A 20,329-nucleotide genomic window follows, 5' to 3' on the forward strand; every position below is an offset into this window, starting at 1 on the left:
CCCCCACCCTGGGCAACAGCAAAGGGCCCCCGGAGTTCCCCGGGGGCCCTTTCGGCTGAACCTAGCGGAGCGCCTCCGCGTCCTCGGCCGCGTCGCTGGTCTCTCCCTCGAGCGCCACCTCGTCCCGGGACGCGCGTGGGGAGGGGATCTCGTTGGCGAGGCGGGACTCCATACGGACCCGGCGGTCGTCGGCCTTGGCGCAGAGCGTCCGGACGGCCGCGCCGAACCGGACGATGGACGGCGGGTCCGACGGACCGAGCAGCTGCTCCTTCAGATCGGCGCGGGCCATGGTGAAGTGGTCCTTCTCCGGGTTGCGCACCGCGTCCAGCAGCCCCGGCACCTCACGCGCGTCCGGCGCGATCACGACACCCGCCGACACAGTCGGGAACGCCGAGCGGAACGCCGCCTCCGGCAGCCCGGAGGTGTTGCCCACGGCGTACGGCTTCTCGCTGGACAGCCAGTCCGACACCACCGACGAGACATCGCTGATGAGCAGGTCGGACGCGTTGAAGCAGGCGAAGATCGCGGGCCGGGCCTCGGTGATGACGAGGTGCTCCCACTCGGGGAACGACGCCCAGTACGCCTTCTCCCAGGCCAGCGTGGCCTCGGCGATGGCCGCCTCACGGTCACCGCTCGGCGTGCCCTGGAGCAGCATCCGCTCCATCTCGTCCGCGCTGGCCCGGAACGACGTCGACGTCAGCCTGTCCAGCTCGGCCGTGCGGCGCGCCAGTTCCTCGGCGGCGTCGGCACCCGGCCGGGCGCCCGACCGCTTCGTGTTGGCCTCGCGGATCATCGCCTTGATGCGCTCGTTCGCGGCGCCCGCGCGCGGGTCGACCGAGCCGGTCATCGGGTGCGGCTTGTACAGCAGCCGGACCTTGTCGTCGGCGAGCAGCGCGCGGACGATGTTCTCGCCGGCCAGGACCACCGAGGTGTTTCCGGGGTTGCCGTCCCAGCCCTCCCAGGTGGGGGCGTACAGGACGGTCGTGTACGTGCCGGTCGGCGGGCCCGCGTACGGGCGGATCGGGGCCAGCTGCGGGCGGCCCACCTCGACGATGTCCTTGTCCTCGACACCGACCTCGGCGAGCGCGTACCGCTCGCGCGCGGCGGGACCGGCGACCCACACCTCGTCGTACGCCTTCGCGTACGGGTTGCAGGAGGACAGCTTGTCGCTCTCGCCGTGGTTGATGAAGGCGTGCTTGATGGTGGGGATGCGCAGCACCTGGGAGGTCTTCGCGGCGTTCGCCGGGTGCAGCATCATCTTCAGGGTCGAGTTCTCCAGGGAGAACATCGTCGCGACCTTCGGGAAGCAGATGATGGGGACGTCGGTCGCGTCGATCTTCTGGACCATGAAGCGCTCACGCAGCACGATCAGCGGCTTGTCCAGCTGGGACAGCGTGGAGAGCCACATGTTCGCCTGGTACGCCGAGGTCGTGCCGCCGGAGAAGTACATGGCGACGGTCGGCTGGTAGCGCTCCAGCCACGCGTCCAGCCACTCCATGACCTGCTGCTCGCTCCTGGCCCGCTTCTTCGGCAGCAGCCAGGTCGCCAGGTACGCCGTGCCCCCGACGAGAAGGGTGAGGCCGAAGCCGAGGCCGAGACCGCCCCAGGTGGCGTCCTTCGTGACCGCCGTGGTCAGCAGACCGGCGGTGATCGGCAGCGAGAAGGTCAGCAGCCGGTGGGCCTGGCGGCGGGCCAGGATGCGCGGCGGGGCGGCGGTCAGGCGCAGCGTGGAGGCGTCGATGTTGCGCGTGACGATCGGCAGCGTCCGGGTGCGGCGGACCAGCACGGAGACGCCCTGGCAGGCGAAGTGCACCGCGTAGAAGAGGCACAGGCCGACCAGCAGCGGTGCCTGCTCGCGCAGCGGGTCGATGCCGTCGATGCGCAGCAGGCCCACCAGGATCAGCATGTCGCGCAGCAGCTGGCGCACCAGCGCGTCGAAGCGGACCTTGCCCAGCAGCGCGAGGAGCCCGGGGTCCCGGTACTGCAGATACGTGTCCAGGACGAGGCCCGCCGCGCCGGCGGCGACGAACAGGGGAATGTTCGGCAGCAGCGCGGAGACGATCTGGACCGTGAAGAGCGCGAACATCGCGAACAGCGCTGACAGCTGCACGATGCGGCGGGGTACGAGGCCTGCGGAGGGCACGGGCGGGGCTCCTGCGGAGGGTGCGACGGACGGAAGGGGGAATGAGAGTAGTGGGGGTGGCCCGCCACGGTGCGCGCACCCCCCGGGCGCCTTCCGACCCAGGAATGCCGCACGAGATGAGGAAGGCCGATCCTGACCGTATGACCTAGGGCGGTCGAGGAGCAATCTCCCGTGAGATCAGTCACCAGCAATCGGGCATAACGCCCGGAATCCCGAGGTGTATCTCACGTTCCGCCCCGCAGGAACTCCGCGCCGGACGAGGCGGACCCGTGCCGTCCGCCCCTCGAAATGAGGACGCGTCCGGCCCGGCCGCTCCCGTAGATTGCGCACTGCACACACCGGGCTGGTTCGGAACATTGGGGATACAGGTGTCAGCGGCAAGGCAGGGAGTGGCGGAAGCCCACCGGATCGTCGTCAAGGTGGGCTCCTCGTCGCTGACGACGGCCTCCGGGGGCCTGGACGCGGACCGGGTGGATGCTCTGGTGGACGTCCTCGCCAAGGCCCGCAGTGGGGGAGAGCGGGAGGTCGTGCTGGTCTCGTCCGGTGCCATCGCCGCCGGGCTCGCGCCGCTGGGCCTGCGCCGCCGCCCCAAGGACCTCGCCCGGCAGCAGGCCGCCGCCAGCGTCGGCCAGGGGCTCCTGGTGGCCCGCTACACGGCCTCCTGCGCCCGCTACGGCATCCGCGTCGGCCAGGTGCTCCTCACCTCCGACGACATGAGCCGCCGCTCCCACCACCGCAACGCCTCCCGCACCCTCGACAAGCTCCTCGCGATGGGCGCGCTGCCCGTCGTCAACGAGAACGACACGGTTGCCACGGACGAGATCCGCTTCGGTGACAACGACCGTCTCGCCGCCCTCGTCGCCCACCTCGTCCGCGCCGACCTGCTGGTCCTGCTCTCGGATGTCGACGGCGTGTACGACGGCGACCCCAGCCGACCGGGCACCTCGCGGATAGCGGACGTACGGGGCCCCGAGGACCTCGCGCACGTGGAGATCGGCAGCGCGGGCAAGGCCGGCGTCGGCACCGGCGGCATGGTCACCAAGGTCGAGGCGGCCGCGATCGCCACGGGCGCGGGCATCCCCGTGGTCCTGACCAGCGCCATCCACGCCGCGGACGCCCTCACCGGCCGTGACACCGGCACCTACTTCCACCCGACCGGCAAACGCTCCGCCGACCGGCTGCTGTGGCTCCAGCACGCCTCCACCCCGCAGGGCGCGCTCACCCTGGACGACGGCGCCGTGCGCGCGGTCGTCGAGCGCCGCAAGTCACTGCTGCCGGCCGGCATCGCGGCCGTCGACGGTGACTTCAGCGCCGGGGACCCGGTCGAGCTGCGCGACGGAGCGGGCCGGGCCGTGGCCCGCGGGCTGGTCAACTTCGACGCCAAGGAGATTCCCCAGCTGATCGGCCGCTCGACCCGGGAACTGGCGCGCGAGCTGGGTCCCGCCTACGAACGAGAGGTCGTACACAGGGACGACCTGGTGCTCCTGCACCCCTGACCAGCCGCCCCGCGAGGGTGCCGCAGCACGACCCGCGCCGGTGCGCGTTCCGTAAAACCGCCCCACGGAGCCCTTGAGCCTGCTCAACTTTGTCCCAGGGGCATTCCGCACCACCCCATGCGAAGCCCGGATCGTTGCGAAGGAGGCCGTCGTGAGACGAGTGCGCCCCGGGGCCACGGCGTCCCGTGGTGGTGGTACCTCCCGTGCGGCAGGCGAGGAGCGGACGCTCACCAGCGTCACCTCCTCGGACGCGTACGAGGGCGGCGCCGAGGAGCCGCAGGACCTGCCCCGGCTGTGGCACGTCACGCTGAGCGTCTCCGGGCCCGAGGCCCCGCTGAAGGAGGTGCGGCGCGGCCTGGAACAGCTCGCCCACGACCACCCCTTCCTGCTGACCAGCCGCTACGCCAACGACCACGCCGAGATCCGCTACTGGGAGGAGGCCCGCGACCTCCACGACGCGGCCGCCGTCGCCCTGCGCCTGTGGGGCGAGCACCGCCGCACGGCCGGACTGCCGCCCTGGGAGATCGTCGGCCTGGAGGTCATCGACCGCCAGACCTACCACCTGCGCATCGCCGAGGGCTACGGCCCCCCACCGGCGGCCCGCGTAGGCGTCCACCCCTACTAGGGCACCCCGCCGCGGGGGCCCGTCCGGCGGGTGTCTCGGCTTGTGGGACAGCGACTGGGGCCGCCTCCCGCGGCGCACTACCCTTCCCTTATGACCACGCTCTCGCCGTACGACTCCATGTCCCCGGTCACCCGGGCCGCCTACCGCGCCAAGGCCGCCGCCGCCGACCTCGCGCCGCTCCCGCGCGCCGACAAGGACGACGCGCTGCTCGCCATCGCCGACGCGCTGGAAGTCCGTACGAGTGAGATCGTCGAGGCCAACGCCAAGGACATCGAGCGCGCCCGCGAGGCCGGCACCAGCGAGTCGGTCATCGACCGGCTGACGCTCACCCCCGAGCGGATCCGCGCGATCGCCGCCGATGTGCGCGACGTCGCCGCGCTGCCCGACCCGGTCGGCGAGGTCGTCCGCGGCTCCACCCTGCCGAACGGCATCGACCTGCGCCAGGTCCGCGTCCCGCTCGGCGTCGTCGGCATCATCTACGAGGCCCGCCCCAACGTCACCGTCGACGCCGCCGCCCTCTGCCTGAAGTCGGGCAACGCGGTCCTGCTGCGCGGCTCGTCCTCCGCGTACGAGTCCAACACCGCCCTCGTCCGTGTCCTGCGCGACGCCGTCGGCGGCGCCGGGCTGCCCGCCGACGCCATCCAACTCGTCCCCGGCGAGAGCCGTGACTCCGTGCGCGAGCTGATGCGCGCCCGCGGCCTGGTCGACGTGCTCATCCCGCGCGGCGGCGCCTCCCTGATCCGCACGGTCGTCGAGGAGTCCACCGTCCCGGTGATCGAGACCGGCACCGGCAACTGCCACGTCTACGTCGACGCGGGCGCCGACCTCGACACGGCGATCGAGATCCTGATCAACTCCAAGGCCCAGCGGGTCAGCGTCTGCAACGCCGCCGAGACCCTCCTGGTCCACCAGGACATCGCGCCCGAGTTCCTGCCCCGCGCCCTGGACGCCCTCGCCGACGCCGGCGTCACCGTCCACGGCGACGAGCGGGTCCTCGCGTACGCCAAGGAGACCCGCGCCACGGTCGTCGAGGCCACCACGGAGGACTGGGAGACCGAGTACCTCTCGTACGACATCGCCGCCGCCGTCGTCGACTCGCTGGACCGGGCCGTGGAGCACATCCGGCTGTGGAGCTCCGGGCACACCGAGGCGATCGTGACGACCTCCCAGCAGGCCGCCCGCCGCTTCACCCAGTTGGTGGACTCCACGACCGTCGCCGTCAACGCCTCCACCCGCTTCACCGACGGCGGTCAGTTCGGCTTCGGCGCGGAGATCGGCATCTCCACCCAGAAGCTGCATGCCCGCGGCCCGATGGGCCTGCCCGAGATGACCAGCACCAAGTACATCGTCACGGGCGACGGGCACGTACGCCGCTGACATCCGGCCGACACCCGGCGCGTACGGCGCCCGGCGGGGCGTACGCGCCTCGTGGGGCGCCGGTCCGTTCCCGGGGAACGACCGGTGACCCGCTGAGCAGAACGGATGAATTTCCTTACCGTCTGCCCAAATTGACCACCCCGGTCTACTCTGGATCCGTGCCGGAGGACGTGGGGGGCACGCCGTTCCCTGACGGCTGGGAGCCCGACGACGACCGCGACCGCGGAGGTATGGACGAAGAGTTCGCCTCCGTGGTCTTCGACGAGGACTTCGTACGGGCGGCCGTGGTCCATGAGCCGACCGCGGTCGAGCGGCTGCTCGCCGCCGCGGAGGCCCGTGCCGCGGCCCAGGAGGCCGAGGCCCGCCGGGCCCATTCCAGAGGCCTCCGCGGTGACGACTACGACGACGGCTTCGCCGACGGCCCGGACTTCGGTCACGACCTCGACGATCTCGACGACCCCGAGATCCTGGAGGGCCGCTTCGGCTCCGACGGGCCCTACGGCAAGCAGACCCGCTGGCACCGCCCCGTCGCCTGGCTCCTCGCCCTGGTCATGGGCATCGGCATGGTCGCGCTGGCCTTCACCGCCGTCTACCGGGGCGCCTCCTCCAGTCGCGGTGACGAGGTCCCGCCCCCCGCCACCACCGGAGTCGAACAGGGCACCTCGGCCGGTCCCTCGGCCTCCGCGGACTACTCCCAGCCGGCGGCCTCGGCGACCCCGCGCCAACGCTGACAGCCAGTTCGACGAGACGTTCGAAAACCTGGTGAGAACCTGTCAGAAGTTGTCGCGCACCTCGGCGTTTATCGGAGCTCCGGCAGACCTACCCTGAAGGTATGGGCGGGCCCGGAGACCCACCCGAGGGGGCACCCGAGGGCACCCCCGGCGGTGGAGGCGAGGACGAATACCGATCCGTCGTGTTCGACGAATCGTTCGTTCGCGCTGCTCGTCTCCAGGAGTTCTCCGCCCAGGAACGCCTCACCGACCACGCCCCCGCGGTCCGCCGCCGCCCGCCCGTGCGCCGCGGTTTCTCCCGGCAGGCACTGATCCTCGTCCTGCTGATCGCCGTCGCCTTCGGTACCGCCATCTACATGGGCGTCCGCCATCCGTACCAACCGCGGGCCACGAGTCCCACCGAGCCCCTGCGGATGACGGTGATCCCGCTGGCCCCCCAGGCGCGGGTCCCTGGCGCCAATGACCCCGAAAGACTGTTCGAGAACAGTCCGGCCGCCCACTTCCGCACCGGCGCCGACGGCATCACGATGCCGGCCACCCGCCGCACCGAGCACTTCTCCGACAGCCAGGTCGTCACCTCGCTGATCGTCGCCAAGGAGTACCTGGTCGCCTCCGCGCTCGACCCGCGGGTGCTCGCCGGCACCACCGTCGAGCCGGTACGACGGCTGCTCGACTCCGACCAGCTCGACCAGTTCGACCAGAGCTTCGACCGCCCCACCGCGGACGGACGCCACGCGCCCACCGGCTGGCTGGTCCGCTTCGACCCCTCCCGCGCCCAGCTCGCCGACACCAGGATCCGCGTCCAGGGCACCCTCCAGGCGGCGGAGTTCGACTCCGGCACGCTGGAGGTCGTCGCCGCGCACACCTTCGTGTACGCGCTGCGCCCGGTGGGCCCCCGGGCAGGGGCCGAGGCGTCCCTGTTCACCGTGCGGCGCGAGCTGCACTTCCGCTTCGACCAGGACGACCTGCGCACCCGCCAGGCCGAGGTCGTCGTCTCCTACGTCCAGGCCGGACCGCTGGCCTGCGCCGACGACGCCACGAACCATCTGCGGCCGCTGCTCGCCGGTCAGCAGGACAAGGCGGGCGGCCCGGCCGGCACCGACCCGTACGCCACCGGCGGCGCCACCGCCCTGTGTGGCTCCCTGGCCCAGAGCGCCCAGCCGAAGGTGTGACCACGACGTCGACGGTGCAACCCCTGCCGAAGCGGTGAACACGGCGGCGAAGGCGTGTGCACGGCGCCGACACTGTGAGCACGGCGTCGTGCACGACGAAGCGCCCGGCCCGGAGGGGAACCTCCTGGCCGGGCGCTCTCAGCGCACCGGTGGTGTCCGCCGCGTCACTCGTCGTCGGGACGCCTGTCCTCGGCGGTGTCCGTGGCCGTACCGCCGCCCGACGCGGTGCCCTCCGAGGCCGCGCCGCCACCGTTGGCGAAGCCGCTGAAGCCGCGCCGCACCCGGCCGCCGAGGTCGCCCGCACCGCCCGCGATGTCGGTGACCAGCTTCATCAGCGGGTCCTTGGAGCTCTTGACGTGGTTCGTGTAGTGCTCCGCCGACTCACGGAAGGAGTCGGTCACCTTGGTGTCCTTGTCCTCGCTGCGCCGCGGGTAGTGGCCGTCCATGATCCGCTGGAAGTCGCGGGACTCCGCCCACTTCTTCAGCTCGGCCGCGCGCACCGTGGTGAAGGGGTGCGAGCGGGGCAGCACGTTGAGGATCTTCAGCACGGAGTCGCGCAGGTCGCCCCCGGCCTCGTACTCCTCGGCCTGCGCGAGGAACGCGTCGACGTTCATCTCGTGCAGGTGGTTGCCGCCCGCGATCTTCATCAGGCCGCGCATCGAGGCCTTCAGGTCCTGACCGACCAGGAGTCCGGCACGGTCGGCGGACAGCTCCGACTTGCGGAACCACTCCCGCAGCGCGGTCACGATCGCCATGATCGCGAGGTTGCCCAGCGGGATCCAGGCGACCTTCAGCGCGAGGCTCGTCAGGAACAGCAGGATCGTGCGGTACACCGAGTGGCCGGAGAGGGCGTGGCCCACCTCGTGGCCGATGACGGCCCGCATCTCCTCCTCGTCGAGCAGCTCGACGAGCCCGGTCGTCACGACGATGATCGGCTCGTCCAGGCCGATGCACATCGCGTTCGGCTGCGGGTCCTGGTTGACGTACATCGGCGGGACCTTCTCCAGGTCCAGGATGTAACAGGCGTCCCGCAGCATGTCGTTGAGGTGCGCGAACTGCTGGTCCGAGACCCGTACGGAGTCGGACAGGAACAGCAGCCTGAGGCTGCGCTCGGGCAGCAGACCGCTGAGTGCCTTGAACACCGTGTCGAAGCCGCTGAGCTTGCGCAGCGCCACCAGCGCCGAGCGGTCCGCGGGGTGTTCGTACGCCCGCGAGGAGATTCCCTCGAAGCGCCTGCGCTGCCTGCTCGGCACGTTCTCGTGCCCGTTCTGCTCGTGGCTGTCGTCCGGCATGTATCCCCCATGCGTTTGATTGCCCATATTGCCCCCGAAGCGGAGACCAGCCTAGGCGGAGTTACCGTGGCAGGGCATCAACCGTAAGGAGCGATCTCATGGAGCATCTCCCCCACGTCACGACGGCCCCCTGGTTCACCGAGGCCGCGGGCGCCGCCGCCAAGGAGCAGGGCGCGGGAAACCTGCTGCGTGTGGTGCTGATCGTGATGGTCCTGGGGTCGGTCCTGATGGCCTGGTTCCTCCTGCGCGGATACAAGCGGGACGACTGACGGTACGGAGACGGAGCCCCGTCCGTTCAGTCCGGGGCGGAGTCGGCGTGATCGCCGACGCGGCCCCCGCTTACGATGGGCCGAGTCTTTATCCCGATCCCACACGGATAGGTCCTGCCGACGATGAGCTTCCACAGCACCGCTGCCGACTTGGTCACTTTCGCCGCCGAGGGCGGCGGGGAGCACGGCGGCAACCACGAGAGCCTCAGCCCCTACCTGACCGGCGGCGGAGCCCTCTTCGCCCTGCTCCTGCTGCTGTGGATCACCACGCGCTTCAACCGGGACCGCTGATCCGCGCAAAAGGCCATTCGAACAGAGTGTGTCCGCCGGGCCGGTAGTGTCTCGACGCATGGGAGAGCAGGAACCGCCTACTGGTCCGGAGCACGACACGGCGAACGACCAGGCGCACGAGACCACCGGCGGCCGGGCCGGCAGCACCGGCACGGCACCGGAGAACACCCCGTCGAACGCGGAGTCGAACGTGAAGCCGGAGCCGGGGCGCAGGCGCCTCGGCGTCATGGGCGGGACGTTCGACCCGATCCACCACGGGCACCTCGTCGCGGCCCAGGAGGTCGCCGCGCAGTTCGGTCTCGACGAGGTCGTGTTCGTACCGACCGGCCAGCCCTGGCAGAAGTCCCACCGCGCGGTGTCGGCCGCCGAGGACCGGTACCTGATGACGGTCATCGCGACGGCGGAGAACCCCCAGTTCTCCGTCAGCCGCATCGACGTCGACCGCAAGGGTCCCACGTACACCATCGACACCCTGCGCGAGCTGCACGAACTCAACCCGGACACGGACCTCTTCTTCATCACGGGCGCCGACGCGCTCGGCCAGATCCTCACCTGGCGCGACGCCGAGGAGCTGTTCTCCCTCGCGCACTTCATCGGGGTCACCCGTCCCGGCCACACTTTGGCCGACCCCGGCCTGCCCGCGGGCGGGGTCACGCTCGTTGAGGTTCCGGCGCTGGCCATCTCGTCCACCGACTGCCGTGCGAGGGTCGCGAAGGGCGACCCCGTCTGGTATCTGGTGCCGGACGGAGTGGTGCGCTACATCGACAAGCGGCAGCTGTACCGCGGCGAGTGAGCCGAGAGGGGCACCGGTGAACGACCGATACGACGCTGGCCACGGGGGCGACCAGCCGTACGAACTCGTCGGCTACGACGAGTTCGGACAGCCGGTGTACCGACAGGCGCCCACCCAGCAGGTGCCTCAGCAACAGACGTACGACCCCTACGGGCAGCAGCAGGGCTACGGCCAGGGTTACGGCCAGAACTACGGCCAGGCTGGTTACGAGCAGGGTGGCTATGGCCAGGGCTACGGGTACGACCCGTACGCGACCGGCCAGGTCCAGCAGCAGCCCGCCCAGGGCTACGGCACCGCCTACGACACGGGCCAGCAGGCACCGGCACCCGCGTACGACCCCTACGACCCGTACGGGCAGACCGCGGTCACCGGCCATCAGGCCCCGGTCACCGAGCAGACCGCCCACATCCCGCAGCAGACGGGCCCGCAGGAGACCACCGAGGACGGCGGTCCCGAGGCCGGCGCGGAGGCCGGTGACCCGGAGTACCGCACCGAGCAATTCGCCTTCGTCGACCAGCCCGACGGCGACTCCGAGGACGTCATCGACTGGCTGAACTTCACCGAGAACCGCACCGAGCGTCGTGAGGAGGCCAAGCGGCGCGCCAAGAGCCGCATGATCGCCCTCGTGGTCGTGCTGGCGCTGGTCGCGGTCGGCGGCATCGGCTACCTGTGGTTCGCGGGCGTGCTGCCCGGCTCCTCCGCCGACCAGAAGACCGGCACGACCACCGCCGCGGGCGCCCAGAAGCGCGACGTCATCGCCGTCCACCTGCACGACACCAAGAAGGGCGGCACCTCCACGGCGCTGCTCGTCGACAACACCACCACCCAGCGGGGCGCGACCGTCCTGCTGCCCAACTCCCTCGCCCTGACCGGCGACGACGGCACCACGACCACCCTCGCCAAGTCCGTCGAGGACGACGGCTCCGCCGACACCCGCGAGGAACTCGACACCGTCCTCGGCACCGACATCGAAGGCACCTGGCGCCTGGACACCCCCTTCCTGAGCAACCTCGTCGAACTCGTCGGCAACATCGACCTCGACACCGACATCGCGGTACCGGACCCGGAGGCGAAGAAGAAGGGCGAGGCGCCCCTCGTCGCCAAGGGCGAGAACCAGACGCTCAGCGGCAAGATGGCCGTCGCGTACGCCACCTACCGGGCCTCCGGCGAGTCGCAGGACGCCCAGCTGAAGCGGTTCGGGCAGGTCATGCAGGGCGTGCTGCGCAAGCTGTCCTCCGACGCGCAAGCGGCCACGGTCACCGTGCAGACCCTCGGCCAGATCCTCGACCCCTCGCTCGGCGAGAAGGACCTCGGCGCGTTCCTCGCCAAGCTCGCCGACCGCGCCAAGGGCGGCGACTACACGTCCGAGCTGCTCCCCGTGCAGCAGGACGGCACCCTCAGCGCCGAGGACTCCGACAGCGTGGTCAAGAACCTGCTCGGCGGCACCGCCAGGAGCCCCGAGGCCGGGGACACCGTCCGCGTCGGCATCCGCAACGCCACCGGCGACAAGGACGCCACCGAACAGGCCCGCGTGGTCCTCCTCAACGGCGGCTACGCCTTCCTCGACGCCGGCACCGTCGGCACCGCCGAGGCCGCCTCCCGGGTGCTCTACTCCGACGCGGCACGCAAGCAGGACGCCGTCGAGGTCGCCAAGACCCTCGGACTCCCCACGAGCGCCGTCAAGAAGGGCGAGACCACGTCCAACGCCGACGTCACCGTCGTCCTCGGCCGGAACTACGAGACGACGGACCGGGCGGACACGAGCGGTACGACGGGTACGACGGGTACGACGGGGACCACGGGCGCGGGTACCACGGGTACGACCGGCACCACGGGTGCCACGAGTACTACGGGTACGACCGGAACCACCGGCTGACCGTCACACCCTCGGATCGGCAGCGATCGCGATCAGGCCCCGGAGCCGCCCCGACGGAGGTGCTCCGGGGCCTGATCGCTTAACCCGTGGGGCTGCGTCTGCGGTACGTGAGACCCTTGTGGTAGCCCGTGAGGGTTCCTGACCGCCTACGGAAAGCCATGTAGTGACCGCCACCGACCGCTCCATCGAGCTCATCCACACCGCCGCACAGGCGGCCGCCGACAAGCTCGCGCACGACATCATCGCGTACGACGTCAGCGATGTGCTCTCCATCACGGACGCCTTCCTGCTCGCCTCCGCGCCCAACGACCGCCAGGTCAAGTCGATCGTCGACGAGATCGAGGAGCGGCTGAACAAGGAGCTCGGCGCCAAGCCGGTCCGCCGTGAGGGCGACCGCGAGGCCCGATGGGTGCTGCTGGACTACGTCGACATCGTCGTGCACGTCCAGCACAGCGAGGAGCGCGTCTTCTACGCCCTGGAGCGTCTCTGGAAGGACTGCCCCGAGCTTGAGCTGCCCGCCGACGCGCAGGCCACCAAGGGCAAGGCCGCGGAGCACGCGAAGCTGCAGGCCGCCGAGGAGGCCGCCGAACTGGGCGGTGAACTGCGATGACCCAGGGGGTCGACCCGGCCGACCGCAAGGGCCGCGGGCGCCGGATCATCCTGTGGCGGCACGGCCAGACCTCGTGGAACGTGGAGCGCCGCTTCCAGGGCACCACCGATGTCGAGCTCACCGAGACCGGCCTCGGTCAGGCCCGCCGCGCCGCCCGGCTGCTCGCCTCCCTCAAGCCCGACGCGATCGTCGCATCCGACCTCCGGCGCGCCGCGCGGACGGCTGCCGAGCTGGCCGCCCTCACCGGCCTGGAGGTCTCGCACGACGAGGGCCTGCGGGAGACGTACGCGGGTGTCTGGCAGGGCCTCACCCACGACGAGATCATCGCCCGGTACGGCGAGGAGTACGGCGCGTGGAAGCGCGGCGAGGCGGTCCGCCGCGGCGGCGGTGAACTGGAGACCGAGGTCGCCGACCGCGCGGCCCCCGTGGTGCTCCGGCACGCCGACAAGCTCCCGGAGAACGGCACCCTCGTGGTCACCAGCCACGGCGGCACCATCCGCACCACCATCGGGCGCCTGCTCGGTCTGGAGCCGCAGTACTGGGAGAGCCTCGGCGGTCTCTCCAACTGCTGCTGGTCCGTCCTCGGCGAGGGCGCCCGCGGCTGGCGCCTGCTGGAGCACAACGCCGGCACCCTCCCGGAGCCGGTGCTCGGCGACGACGACTGAGCGGCCGCGCGGGCCCCGGCAGCGGGGCCGCGGCCCGGATTTCACTTTCCGGCAGGTCGCAGGCTAAAGTTCTTCTTGTTCGCCCCGCCGAGCGGGGCGAAACACCATACGGCTTCGGCCGCATGGGGCAAGGGGCTATAGCTCAGTTGGTAGAGCGCCTGCATGGCATGCAGGAGGTCAGGAGTTCAATTCTCCTTAGCTCCACAGATCGGACAGAAGATCCCGTTCCCGACAGGGGACGGGATTTTTCGTGTGAGATCCGTGACCTCCTTGAGCGCGGGGCGCCCCAGGGGCGTATACCTCTGCGGACGACCTTCTTTCCCGCCGCGTGTCCGGACTGGTACGAAGGCGTCGCTGACCGTATTGGTCCGGCCGTGGCAGAATCAAACGGCCGGAAGGGGGCGCGGCCCGACGGGAGGGAGAAGCGATGCCTGCGAGCATCCGCGGGAAGGTCCACGACCTTCCCGCCGCTGTGATGATGCGGAGCAAGACCACCCTCCTGTGCCCTTCCTGTGGCTCGCTCCTCGTTGCCCAAGTGCTCGGTGACAACGGAGGTATTTCCTACGTGTGCACGGCCTGCGGCCACAGCTGGAGCTGATCGATGGGCGCACACAGGAGGAAATGCGACTGGTGCGGCAGCGGCACCCCCATCGTCCGCGACATGGAACCCGTCAACGCCGACTACCAGTACTGGTGCGAGGAATGCGCACGGGCGCTGATCATAAAAGGCGACCCCATCGAGACGTACCGCGAGCTCGAGGGCGAGCCGATCTACGGCCGGCTCCTCGAGGAGCACTGCACGCTCAAGCGCTTCTACTCGTTCGTGACCGCCTGAGCGACCGGGTGCCGACTCGCCGCCTCAGTAACGGGCGCAATGTACCGAAATCGCCCATAAGGTGCGCCGGTCGGAAAGGATTTGGTGGTCGGCGCGGGGACCGGTAAAGTTGGCGATGTCGCCGGGGGAACCCGACGGAAACAGCAAGGGGCTATAGCTCAGTTGGTAGAGCGCCTGCATGGCATGCAGGAGGTCAGGAGTTCAATTCTCCTTAGCTCCACAGAAAAGACCCCGTCCAAGTGGACGGGGTCTTCGCGTTGTTGACGATGTCTCGGAGTGCCGGCCACCGGCCGTGCGACAGGGCCTGAGAGCGCCTGTGACGGTGGCCAGGGGACGGAAAAGGGCGGGCCGCCCCGTACCCGGGGTGGCCCGCCCTCGCGTCGCTTCGGCGGGGCGTCAGCGGCCGCTGCCCAGAGCCCGGCGGCCGCGGCCCTGGGAGAGGACCGGGAGGTTGCGGGACGGGGCGTTGCCCCGGGTGTCCTCCTCGATGCGCAGGGCCAGCGCCGGGCAGCGCCGCACCGCACGCAGCGCCTTCGCCTCGGCGTACTGCGGGACCTTCGCCTGGGCGACCGTGGGGAAGCCGTCGGCGCCCAGCTGGAAGACCTCCGGGAGGATGTCGGCGCACAGGCCGTGGCCCCGGCACAGCGTCCAGTCGACGAAGATCTTCTGGCGGCTCGCGCCGGACTCCTCCTGGCCCGCACCGCCCGGGAGGCCCGTGGGTCCCCTGCCGCCCTCGAACAGCGGCAGGACACCTTCCACGGGCCGCCCGCAGCCGTTGCCGAGGACATGCGCGGCGAGGTCGTCGGTGAAGGCCTTGATGGTCGACTCCAGGAACATCGCGGAGCCGTCGGGGTGCGAGCACGCCCCACGCCGCTTGACGTTCTTGGCGACCTGCTTGAGTGCCTCCAGGGCGGCCGGCCCGCCGCCGTTGAGGATGTCCTCCATGCCGCGCGCGGCGGCCGGCAGACCGAGGTAGCAGGGACCGCACTGTCCCGCGCTCTCCTCGGCGAGCCACTTGGCGACCTGGAGCGACTCGCCGAGCGGGCAGGTGTCCTGGCTGATCGGCAGGATCGCGCCCGCGCCGAGCGCACCGCCCACCGCGTCCAGGGAGTTGCGGGAGACGACCGCCTCGTTGACCGTCGCCGCGTCGATCCACTTGCCGTGGTAGCCGCCCGTCAGCACACCCTGCGGGACCGGCGGCGCGCCGGCGAGCTGCAGGATGTAGCGCAGCGGCACGCCGGTCGGGGCCTCGATCACCATGGGCCGGGCGACCGCGCCGGAGACGGTGAGCATGACGGTGCCCGGCTCGTCGTACAGACCGGTGTTGCCGTACCGCTCGGCGCCGATGCGGGCGCCGATGGCGAGCTGGGCGAAGGTCTCCGCGTTCGAGAGCAGCGTCGGCGCGCCTCCGACACCGCTCTTGGACGCGCTGGTCTTGCGGCCGGGCGGGATCGCCGGGCCCCCGTCGATGGAACGGATCAGCGAGGCGGCCGCGCCCGTGACCATACGGACCGGGTTGCGCTGCACGCTCGCGCGGATGGCCGCGCCGCGCCGGTTGCCGAGGCCGCGCTCGGCGAGGGCGGCCTCCATCGACCGCTGCGTGGATTCACGTGTCACCCCGATGACCAGCTGGCGGGCACCCAGGGCCTCCGCGACCAGCAGGGCGCCGTCCAGGATGAGGTGAGGGGCACGGTTGATCAGCACCGTGTCCTTGCGGCAGGCGGGTTCGTCCTCACTGCCGTTGACGACCACGACCGGCCGGATGCCGCGTTTGATCGCCGACTCGGCGACCGAGCGCAGCTTCTTGTGGAACGGGAAGCCCGCGCCGCCCCTGCCCTTCAGATTGATCCGCTCGGAGAGCTGGGCCAACTGCTCCCCGCCCATGGGTTCGAGCGGACCGTGCACCTTCAGGTGCATGGGGAGATCGAGTCTCTCGACGAGGTCGAAGCCCGAGGTGAGCTGGGGGAGCCCCACCACACGGACTTCGGGGACGTCGGGAAGGGCCTCGTTCACTTAAAGCCTCCGGAAGGCGCGTTCCAGGGTTCGCCTGAGCCCGGCTGGTCGTATCCGGGCAGCGTTTCAGTGGCGGGACCGCTGTTGTACGTGTCGTTCGGGTTGTACGTGCCGTAGGGGGCGTTCGTCTCAGCGGTTCCGTAGGAACTTTCCGGAACCCCCGTGGGATACGCCTCACCCTGGTACGTCTGGCCCGGGTACGCCTGTCCGCCGAGGGTCTGGCCGCCCAGGGGCTGCCCGGCGAAGGTGTCCTGCATCGGGTCGTACGACGACGGGGGCGCCTCGCCGACCGGCGGCGGGGACGGGGACGGCCAGCGCGTGCCCGTGGCCGGACCGTCGTCCAGGCGGGGCATGGCCTGCGTGGGCTGCATGTCCAGTGGCGGCTGCTGCTGGGTCAGATAGGGCGCGGTCGGCTCCGGGGAGCGCGGTGTCATCGACACGGCGCGGTAGGCCGCCGCGAATCCGGGGCCGTCGGCCGCGGCCGACGCTCCCGTGCGGGGCGGGGGCACGAGGCTGTCGCCGAGCGCGGGGCCCGGGGCCTGGCCGCCGAAGCCCGGCAGGGGGAACTGCCCGGTGTCCCGCTTCTGGGAGTCGCGCGGTCCGTCCTCACGGCGCCCGCCGGCCTCCTGGCGGGCGGCTCGTGACTTGACGAGCTCCTCGACCTCGGGGGGACGCTGGCCGTCGGTGCCCAGGATGGCCGTGATGCGCTCGATGAACTGCCGCTTGACCGAACGGGGGGCCGCTCGCAGCAGCAGAGCCGCGGCCACCGCGACCAGGCCCAGCGAGTAGAGGATGGTGAAGATCGGCTTGGCTTCGCGACCCGCGTAGAGTCCGTGCACGAGTGCGAAACACCAGGCCGCGTAGGCCAGCATGTGCATCGCCCGCCAGCGGGCCGCGGTCTCGGCCGGGGAGGCGAAGTTGCTGCGCAGTGCGCCGGTGATGGCGACGAAGATCATCAAGGAGGCGGCGGTCGCGCCGAAGCCGATGAGCGCGCCCGTACCCGTCACGCCGAGGGCGAAGGGGAACAGGGCGATCGCGGAGACGTGGCTCAGCGCCAATTTCACGGTGACGTGCAGGACGAGGAACGCAACCGAGGCGATGGCGGTCGTCCGGTGGACGGCCTGGCCGATGATCCGCTGGCGCACGCTGAGCAGCGTCCGGTCCTGGGCGACGAGTCCCCAGAGCACCGACAGGGTCAGCGACACCAGTGAGAGGACGCCCGCGCCGAAGTCGAGGAACTCACGGTAGGCGTCACCTCCGACCAGCACACTTACGGGTATCAGCAGCAGAGCGGCAGCGGTCGCGATCCCGTAGGCCGAACGGCCGGTCTGGGGCAGCGTGCTGTTACTGCGACGAGGGTTCATGGGGGCAACTCCGAACAGTTCGGGAAAGCGGTCCCGTCGTCGAACTGTAAGTGGTGCCAAACCGAGCAGTAGGTGGTTTGAGTTATTGCGCTGTTATCAAGGGCCAATCTCACATCGGTGATGTCCCTTAGTGGTTGTTACGCGAAGTAAGATTTGAACTTTGTTCAACTTTTTTGGCCGGATCCGGTGGCCGACACACCGCTGGTCCTGTCCGGTGACGGCCCGGAACCTCGTCGCGACGGCTGAGGGCCCTGGGGTACCCTGAGCCCATGCGTGCCGTACGCCTTCTGCTTAGTGAGCCGCGCTGATCAGTCCCGACCGCCGATGAACGGCGTGGTCGGAATCGGCGCGGCGGTCCCCTCCTGTGCGAGGGGATTTTTCGTTTCCGGACGACACCTACCGCTGGCAGAGACGATCGATGGAGCTTTGAGGATCATGAGCGAGACGAACCCCGCTGCCGCAGGAGCGTCGGTGGACACCGCGCCGCACCGCTACACGGCCGCCGTCGCGGCCGAGATCGAGGCACGCTGGCAGGACTTCTGGGACGCCGAGGGCACCTACGCGGCACCGAACCCCAAGGGCGACCTGGCGGGCGATCCGGAGCTGGCCGCCCGCCCCAAGAAGTTCATCATGGACATGTTCCCTTACCCCTCCGGTGCGGGCCTGCACGTCGGTCACCCGCTGGGGTACATCGCCACCGACGTCTTCGCCCGCTACCAGCGGATGACCGGCCACAACGTCCTGCACACCCTGGGCTTCGACGCGTTCGGCCTGCCCGCCGAGCAGCACGCCGTGGCCACCGGCGAGCACCCCCGGGTCACCACCGAGGCCGCCATCACCAACATGAAGTCCCAGCTGCGCCGGCTGGGCCTGGGCCATGACAAGCGCCGGTCGTTCGCCACGATCGACCCGGACTACTACAAGTGGACCCAGTGGATCTTCCTGCAGATCTTCAACTCCTGGTACGACGACGAGGCGAGGAAGGCCCGCCCCATCGCCGAACTGGTCGCCCAGTTCGAGTCGGGTGAGCGCGCCGTGCCCGGCGGGCGCTCCTGGAACGCGCTGAGCGCCGTCGAACGCGCCGACGTCCTGGGCGAGTACCGCCTGGCCTATGCCTCCGACGCGCCCGTCAACTGGTGCCCCGGCCTGGGCACCGTCCTGGCCAACGAGGAGGTCACCGCCGACGGCCGCTCCGAGCGCGGCAACTTCCCCGTCTTCAAGGCCAAGCTGCGCCAGTGGAACATGCGGATCACGGCGTACGCCGACCGTCTGCTGGAGGACCTGGAGGAGCTGGACTGGCCCGAGGCCATCAAGCTGCAGCAGCGCAACTGGATCGGCCGCTCCGAGGGCGCCCGCGTCGACTTCCCGATCGACGGCGAGCACATCACCGTCTTCACCACGCGCCCCGACACGCTGTTCGGCGCGAGCTACATGGTGCTGGCCCCCGAGCACCCGCTGGTCGACAAGTTCACCCCGGCCGCCTGGCCCGAGGGCACCCACGACGTGTGGACCGGCGGGCACGCCACCCCCACCGAGGCCGTCTCCGCCTACCGCGCCCAGGCCGCCTCGAAGTCCGACGTCGAGCGGCAGGCCGAGGCCAAGGACAAGACCGGCGTCTTCACCGGCTCCTACGCCACCAACCCCGTCAACGGCGAGAAGATCCCCGTCTTCATCGCCGACTACGTCCTGATGGGCTACGGCACCGGCGCCATCATGGCCGTCCCGGCGCACGACGCGCGCGACTTCGCGTTCGCGCGCGCCTTCGAGCTGCCGATCATCTGCGTCGTCGAACCGACGGACGACCGGGGAACGGACACGTCGACGTGGGACGACGCCTTCGTCTCGTACGACGCGACGATCGTCAACTCCACCGGTGCGGGCGTCTCCCTGGACGGCCTGGGCGTCGTCGAGGCCAAGGCGCGCGTCACCGAGTGGCTGGAGCGGTCCGGCATCGGCGAGGGCACCGTCAACTTCCGCCTGCGCGACTGGCTGTTCAGCCGCCAGCGCTACTGGGGCGAGCCCTTCCCGATCGTCTACGACGAGGACGGCGTCGCCCACTCCCTGCCGGAGTCGATGCTGCCGCTGGAGCTGCCCGAGGTCGAGGACTACTCGCCCCGCACCTTCGACCCGGACGACGCCGACACCCAGCCCGAGACGCCGCTGTCGCGGAACGAGGAGTGGGTCGACGTCACGCTGGACCTGGGCGACGGGCCGAAGAAGTACCGGCGCGAAACCAACACCATGCCCAACTGGGCCGGTTCCTGCTGGTACGAGCTGCGCTACCTGGACCCGCACAACGGCGAGCGGCTGGTCGACCCGGAGATCGAGCAGTACTGGATGGGCCCGCGCGAGGGCCTGCCGCACGGCGGTGTCGACCTGTACGTCGGCGGCGCCGAGCACGCCGTGCTGCACCTGCTGTACGCGCGCTTCTGGTCCAAGGTCCTGTACGACCTGGGGTACGTCTCGTCCGCCGAGCCGTTCCACAAGCTGTTCAACCAGGGCATGATCCAGGCGTTCGTCTACCGCGACAGTCGTGGCTTCGCGGTGCCCGCCGCCGAGGTGGAGGAGCGCGACGGCGCCTTCTACTACGAGGGCGAGCAGGTCAGCCGTCTGCTGGGCAAGATGGGCAAGTCCCTGAAGAACGCGGTCACCCCGGAGTCCATCTGCGAGGAGTACGGCGCCGACACCCTGCGTCTGTACGAGATGGCGATGGGCCCGCTGGACGTCTCCCGGCCGTGGGACACGCGCGCGGTGGTGGGCCAGTTCCGGCTGCTGCA

17 protein-coding genes and 2 tRNA genes are annotated in these 20,329 nt (G+C 70.6%); 15 read left to right on the top strand and 4 right to left on the bottom strand.

Annotation, left to right across the window (positions count from 1 at the left end; translation table 11 throughout):
• Nucleotides 1–61 precede the first annotated feature (61 nt).
• Nucleotides 62–2,143: a hypothetical protein gene (locus tag AOK15_RS17015; protein ID WP_055517649.1), complete on the bottom strand. Its 2,082-nt coding sequence runs from the start codon at nucleotides 2,141–2,143 to the stop codon at nucleotides 62–64.
• A gap of 389 nt (nucleotides 2,144–2,532) precedes the next feature.
• On the opposite strand from AOK15_RS17015, the gene proB reads away from it, so the two are divergent.
• The 5 genes from proB to AOK15_RS17040 all read left to right on the top strand — a co-directional run bounded on the left by proB (nucleotide 2,533) and on the right by AOK15_RS17040 (nucleotide 7,544).
• The gene (proB, locus tag AOK15_RS17020; protein ID WP_055517651.1) at nucleotides 2,533–3,639 is read left to right on the top strand and encodes a glutamate 5-kinase; all 1,107 of its coding nucleotides are present in this window, start codon (nucleotides 2,533–2,535) and stop codon (nucleotides 3,637–3,639) included.
• Nucleotides 3,640–3,799: 160 nt separating this feature from the next.
• Nucleotides 3,800–4,264, top strand: coding sequence for a hypothetical protein (locus AOK15_RS17025; RefSeq protein WP_055517653.1), 465 nt, complete (start codon nucleotides 3,800–3,802; stop codon nucleotides 4,262–4,264).
• A 90-nt stretch (nucleotides 4,265–4,354) separates the two neighbouring features.
• Nucleotides 4,355–5,641, top strand: a complete 1,287-nt coding sequence (locus AOK15_RS17030) for a glutamate-5-semialdehyde dehydrogenase (RefSeq protein WP_055517655.1) — start codon at nucleotides 4,355–4,357, stop codon at nucleotides 5,639–5,641.
• A gap of 158 nt (nucleotides 5,642–5,799) precedes the next feature.
• Nucleotides 5,800–6,372, top strand: coding sequence for an SCO2584 family spore wall biosynthesis protein (locus AOK15_RS17035; protein WP_055517658.1), 573 nt, complete (start codon nucleotides 5,800–5,802; stop codon nucleotides 6,370–6,372).
• A gap of 101 nt (nucleotides 6,373–6,473) precedes the next feature.
• Nucleotides 6,474–7,544 carry an SCO2583 family membrane protein gene (locus AOK15_RS17040; protein ID WP_055517660.1) on the top strand — a complete coding sequence of 357 codons (1,071 nt, stop codon included), beginning with the start codon at nucleotides 6,474–6,476 and terminating at the stop codon, nucleotides 7,542–7,544.
• A gap of 164 nt (nucleotides 7,545–7,708) precedes the next feature.
• Here the strand turns inward: AOK15_RS17040 and AOK15_RS17045 are convergent, their stop codons facing one another.
• Nucleotides 7,709–8,836, bottom strand: coding sequence for a M48 family metallopeptidase (locus tag AOK15_RS17045; protein ID WP_055517663.1), 1,128 nt, complete (start codon nucleotides 8,834–8,836; stop codon nucleotides 7,709–7,711).
• A gap of 98 nt (nucleotides 8,837–8,934) precedes the next feature.
• Between AOK15_RS17045 and AOK15_RS45620 the strand changes: the two genes are divergently transcribed.
• From AOK15_RS45620 to AOK15_RS17080, 9 genes are all read left to right on the top strand, one after another.
• Nucleotides 8,935–9,105: a hypothetical protein gene (locus AOK15_RS45620; protein ID WP_167738824.1), complete on the top strand. Its 171-nt coding sequence runs from the start codon at nucleotides 8,935–8,937 to the stop codon at nucleotides 9,103–9,105.
• A 123-nt stretch (nucleotides 9,106–9,228) separates the two neighbouring features.
• The gene (locus tag AOK15_RS45625; RefSeq protein ID WP_099964502.1) at nucleotides 9,229–9,396 is read left to right on the top strand and encodes a hypothetical protein; all 168 of its coding nucleotides are present in this window, start codon (nucleotides 9,229–9,231) and stop codon (nucleotides 9,394–9,396) included.
• Between the two features lie 58 nt (nucleotides 9,397–9,454).
• Nucleotides 9,455–10,189 (top strand): nicotinate-nucleotide adenylyltransferase, encoded by a 735-nt coding sequence (gene nadD, locus AOK15_RS17050; RefSeq protein ID WP_055517665.1) that lies wholly within the window; start codon nucleotides 9,455–9,457, stop codon nucleotides 10,187–10,189.
• 16 nt (nucleotides 10,190–10,205) lie between these two features.
• Nucleotides 10,206–12,065 (top strand): LCP family protein, encoded by a 1,860-nt coding sequence (locus tag AOK15_RS17055; RefSeq protein WP_055517668.1) that lies wholly within the window; start codon nucleotides 10,206–10,208, stop codon nucleotides 12,063–12,065.
• Nucleotides 12,066–12,228: 163 nt separating this feature from the next.
• Nucleotides 12,229–12,675: a ribosome silencing factor gene (rsfS, locus tag AOK15_RS17060; protein WP_055517670.1), complete on the top strand. Its 447-nt coding sequence runs from the start codon at nucleotides 12,229–12,231 to the stop codon at nucleotides 12,673–12,675.
• Complete coding sequence (locus AOK15_RS17065; protein ID WP_055517672.1) at nucleotides 12,672–13,340, top strand: histidine phosphatase family protein; 669 nt, start codon at nucleotides 12,672–12,674, stop codon at nucleotides 13,338–13,340. The genes rsfS and AOK15_RS17065 overlap by 4 nt, the downstream gene beginning before the upstream one ends.
• A gap of 131 nt (nucleotides 13,341–13,471) precedes the next feature.
• Nucleotides 13,472–13,544: transfer RNA gene (locus AOK15_RS17070), tRNA-Ala, on the top strand.
• Nucleotides 13,545–13,941: 397 nt separating this feature from the next.
• A complete protein-coding gene (locus tag AOK15_RS17075) occupies nucleotides 13,942–14,175 on the top strand; it encodes a hypothetical protein (protein WP_005479297.1) in 234 nt (77 codons plus the stop codon).
• 147 nt (nucleotides 14,176–14,322) lie between these two features.
• Nucleotides 14,323–14,395, top strand: a tRNA-Ala gene (locus AOK15_RS17080).
• 176 nt (nucleotides 14,396–14,571) lie between these two features.
• Here AOK15_RS17080 and AOK15_RS17085 read toward each other — a convergent pair.
• Nucleotides 14,572–16,188, bottom strand: a complete 1,617-nt coding sequence (locus AOK15_RS17085) for an NADH-quinone oxidoreductase subunit NuoF family protein (RefSeq protein ID WP_055517675.1) — start codon at nucleotides 16,186–16,188, stop codon at nucleotides 14,572–14,574.
• Complete coding sequence (locus AOK15_RS17090; RefSeq protein WP_240508466.1) at nucleotides 16,185–17,552, bottom strand: cytochrome b/b6 domain-containing protein; 1,368 nt, start codon at nucleotides 17,550–17,552, stop codon at nucleotides 16,185–16,187. Before AOK15_RS17090 ends, AOK15_RS17085 begins: the two co-directional genes overlap by 4 nt.
• Nucleotides 17,553–17,987: 435 nt before the next feature.
• On the opposite strand from AOK15_RS17090, the gene leuS reads away from it, so the two are divergent.
• A partial coding sequence (gene leuS, locus AOK15_RS17095; RefSeq protein WP_420876920.1) for a leucine--tRNA ligase occupies nucleotides 17,988–20,329 on the top strand: 2,342 nt, incomplete at its 3' end.

The organism is Streptomyces ossamyceticus, from assembly GCF_001418475.1.
Classification (GTDB): domain Bacteria; phylum Actinomycetota; class Actinomycetes; order Streptomycetales; family Streptomycetaceae; genus Streptomyces; species Streptomyces ossamyceticus.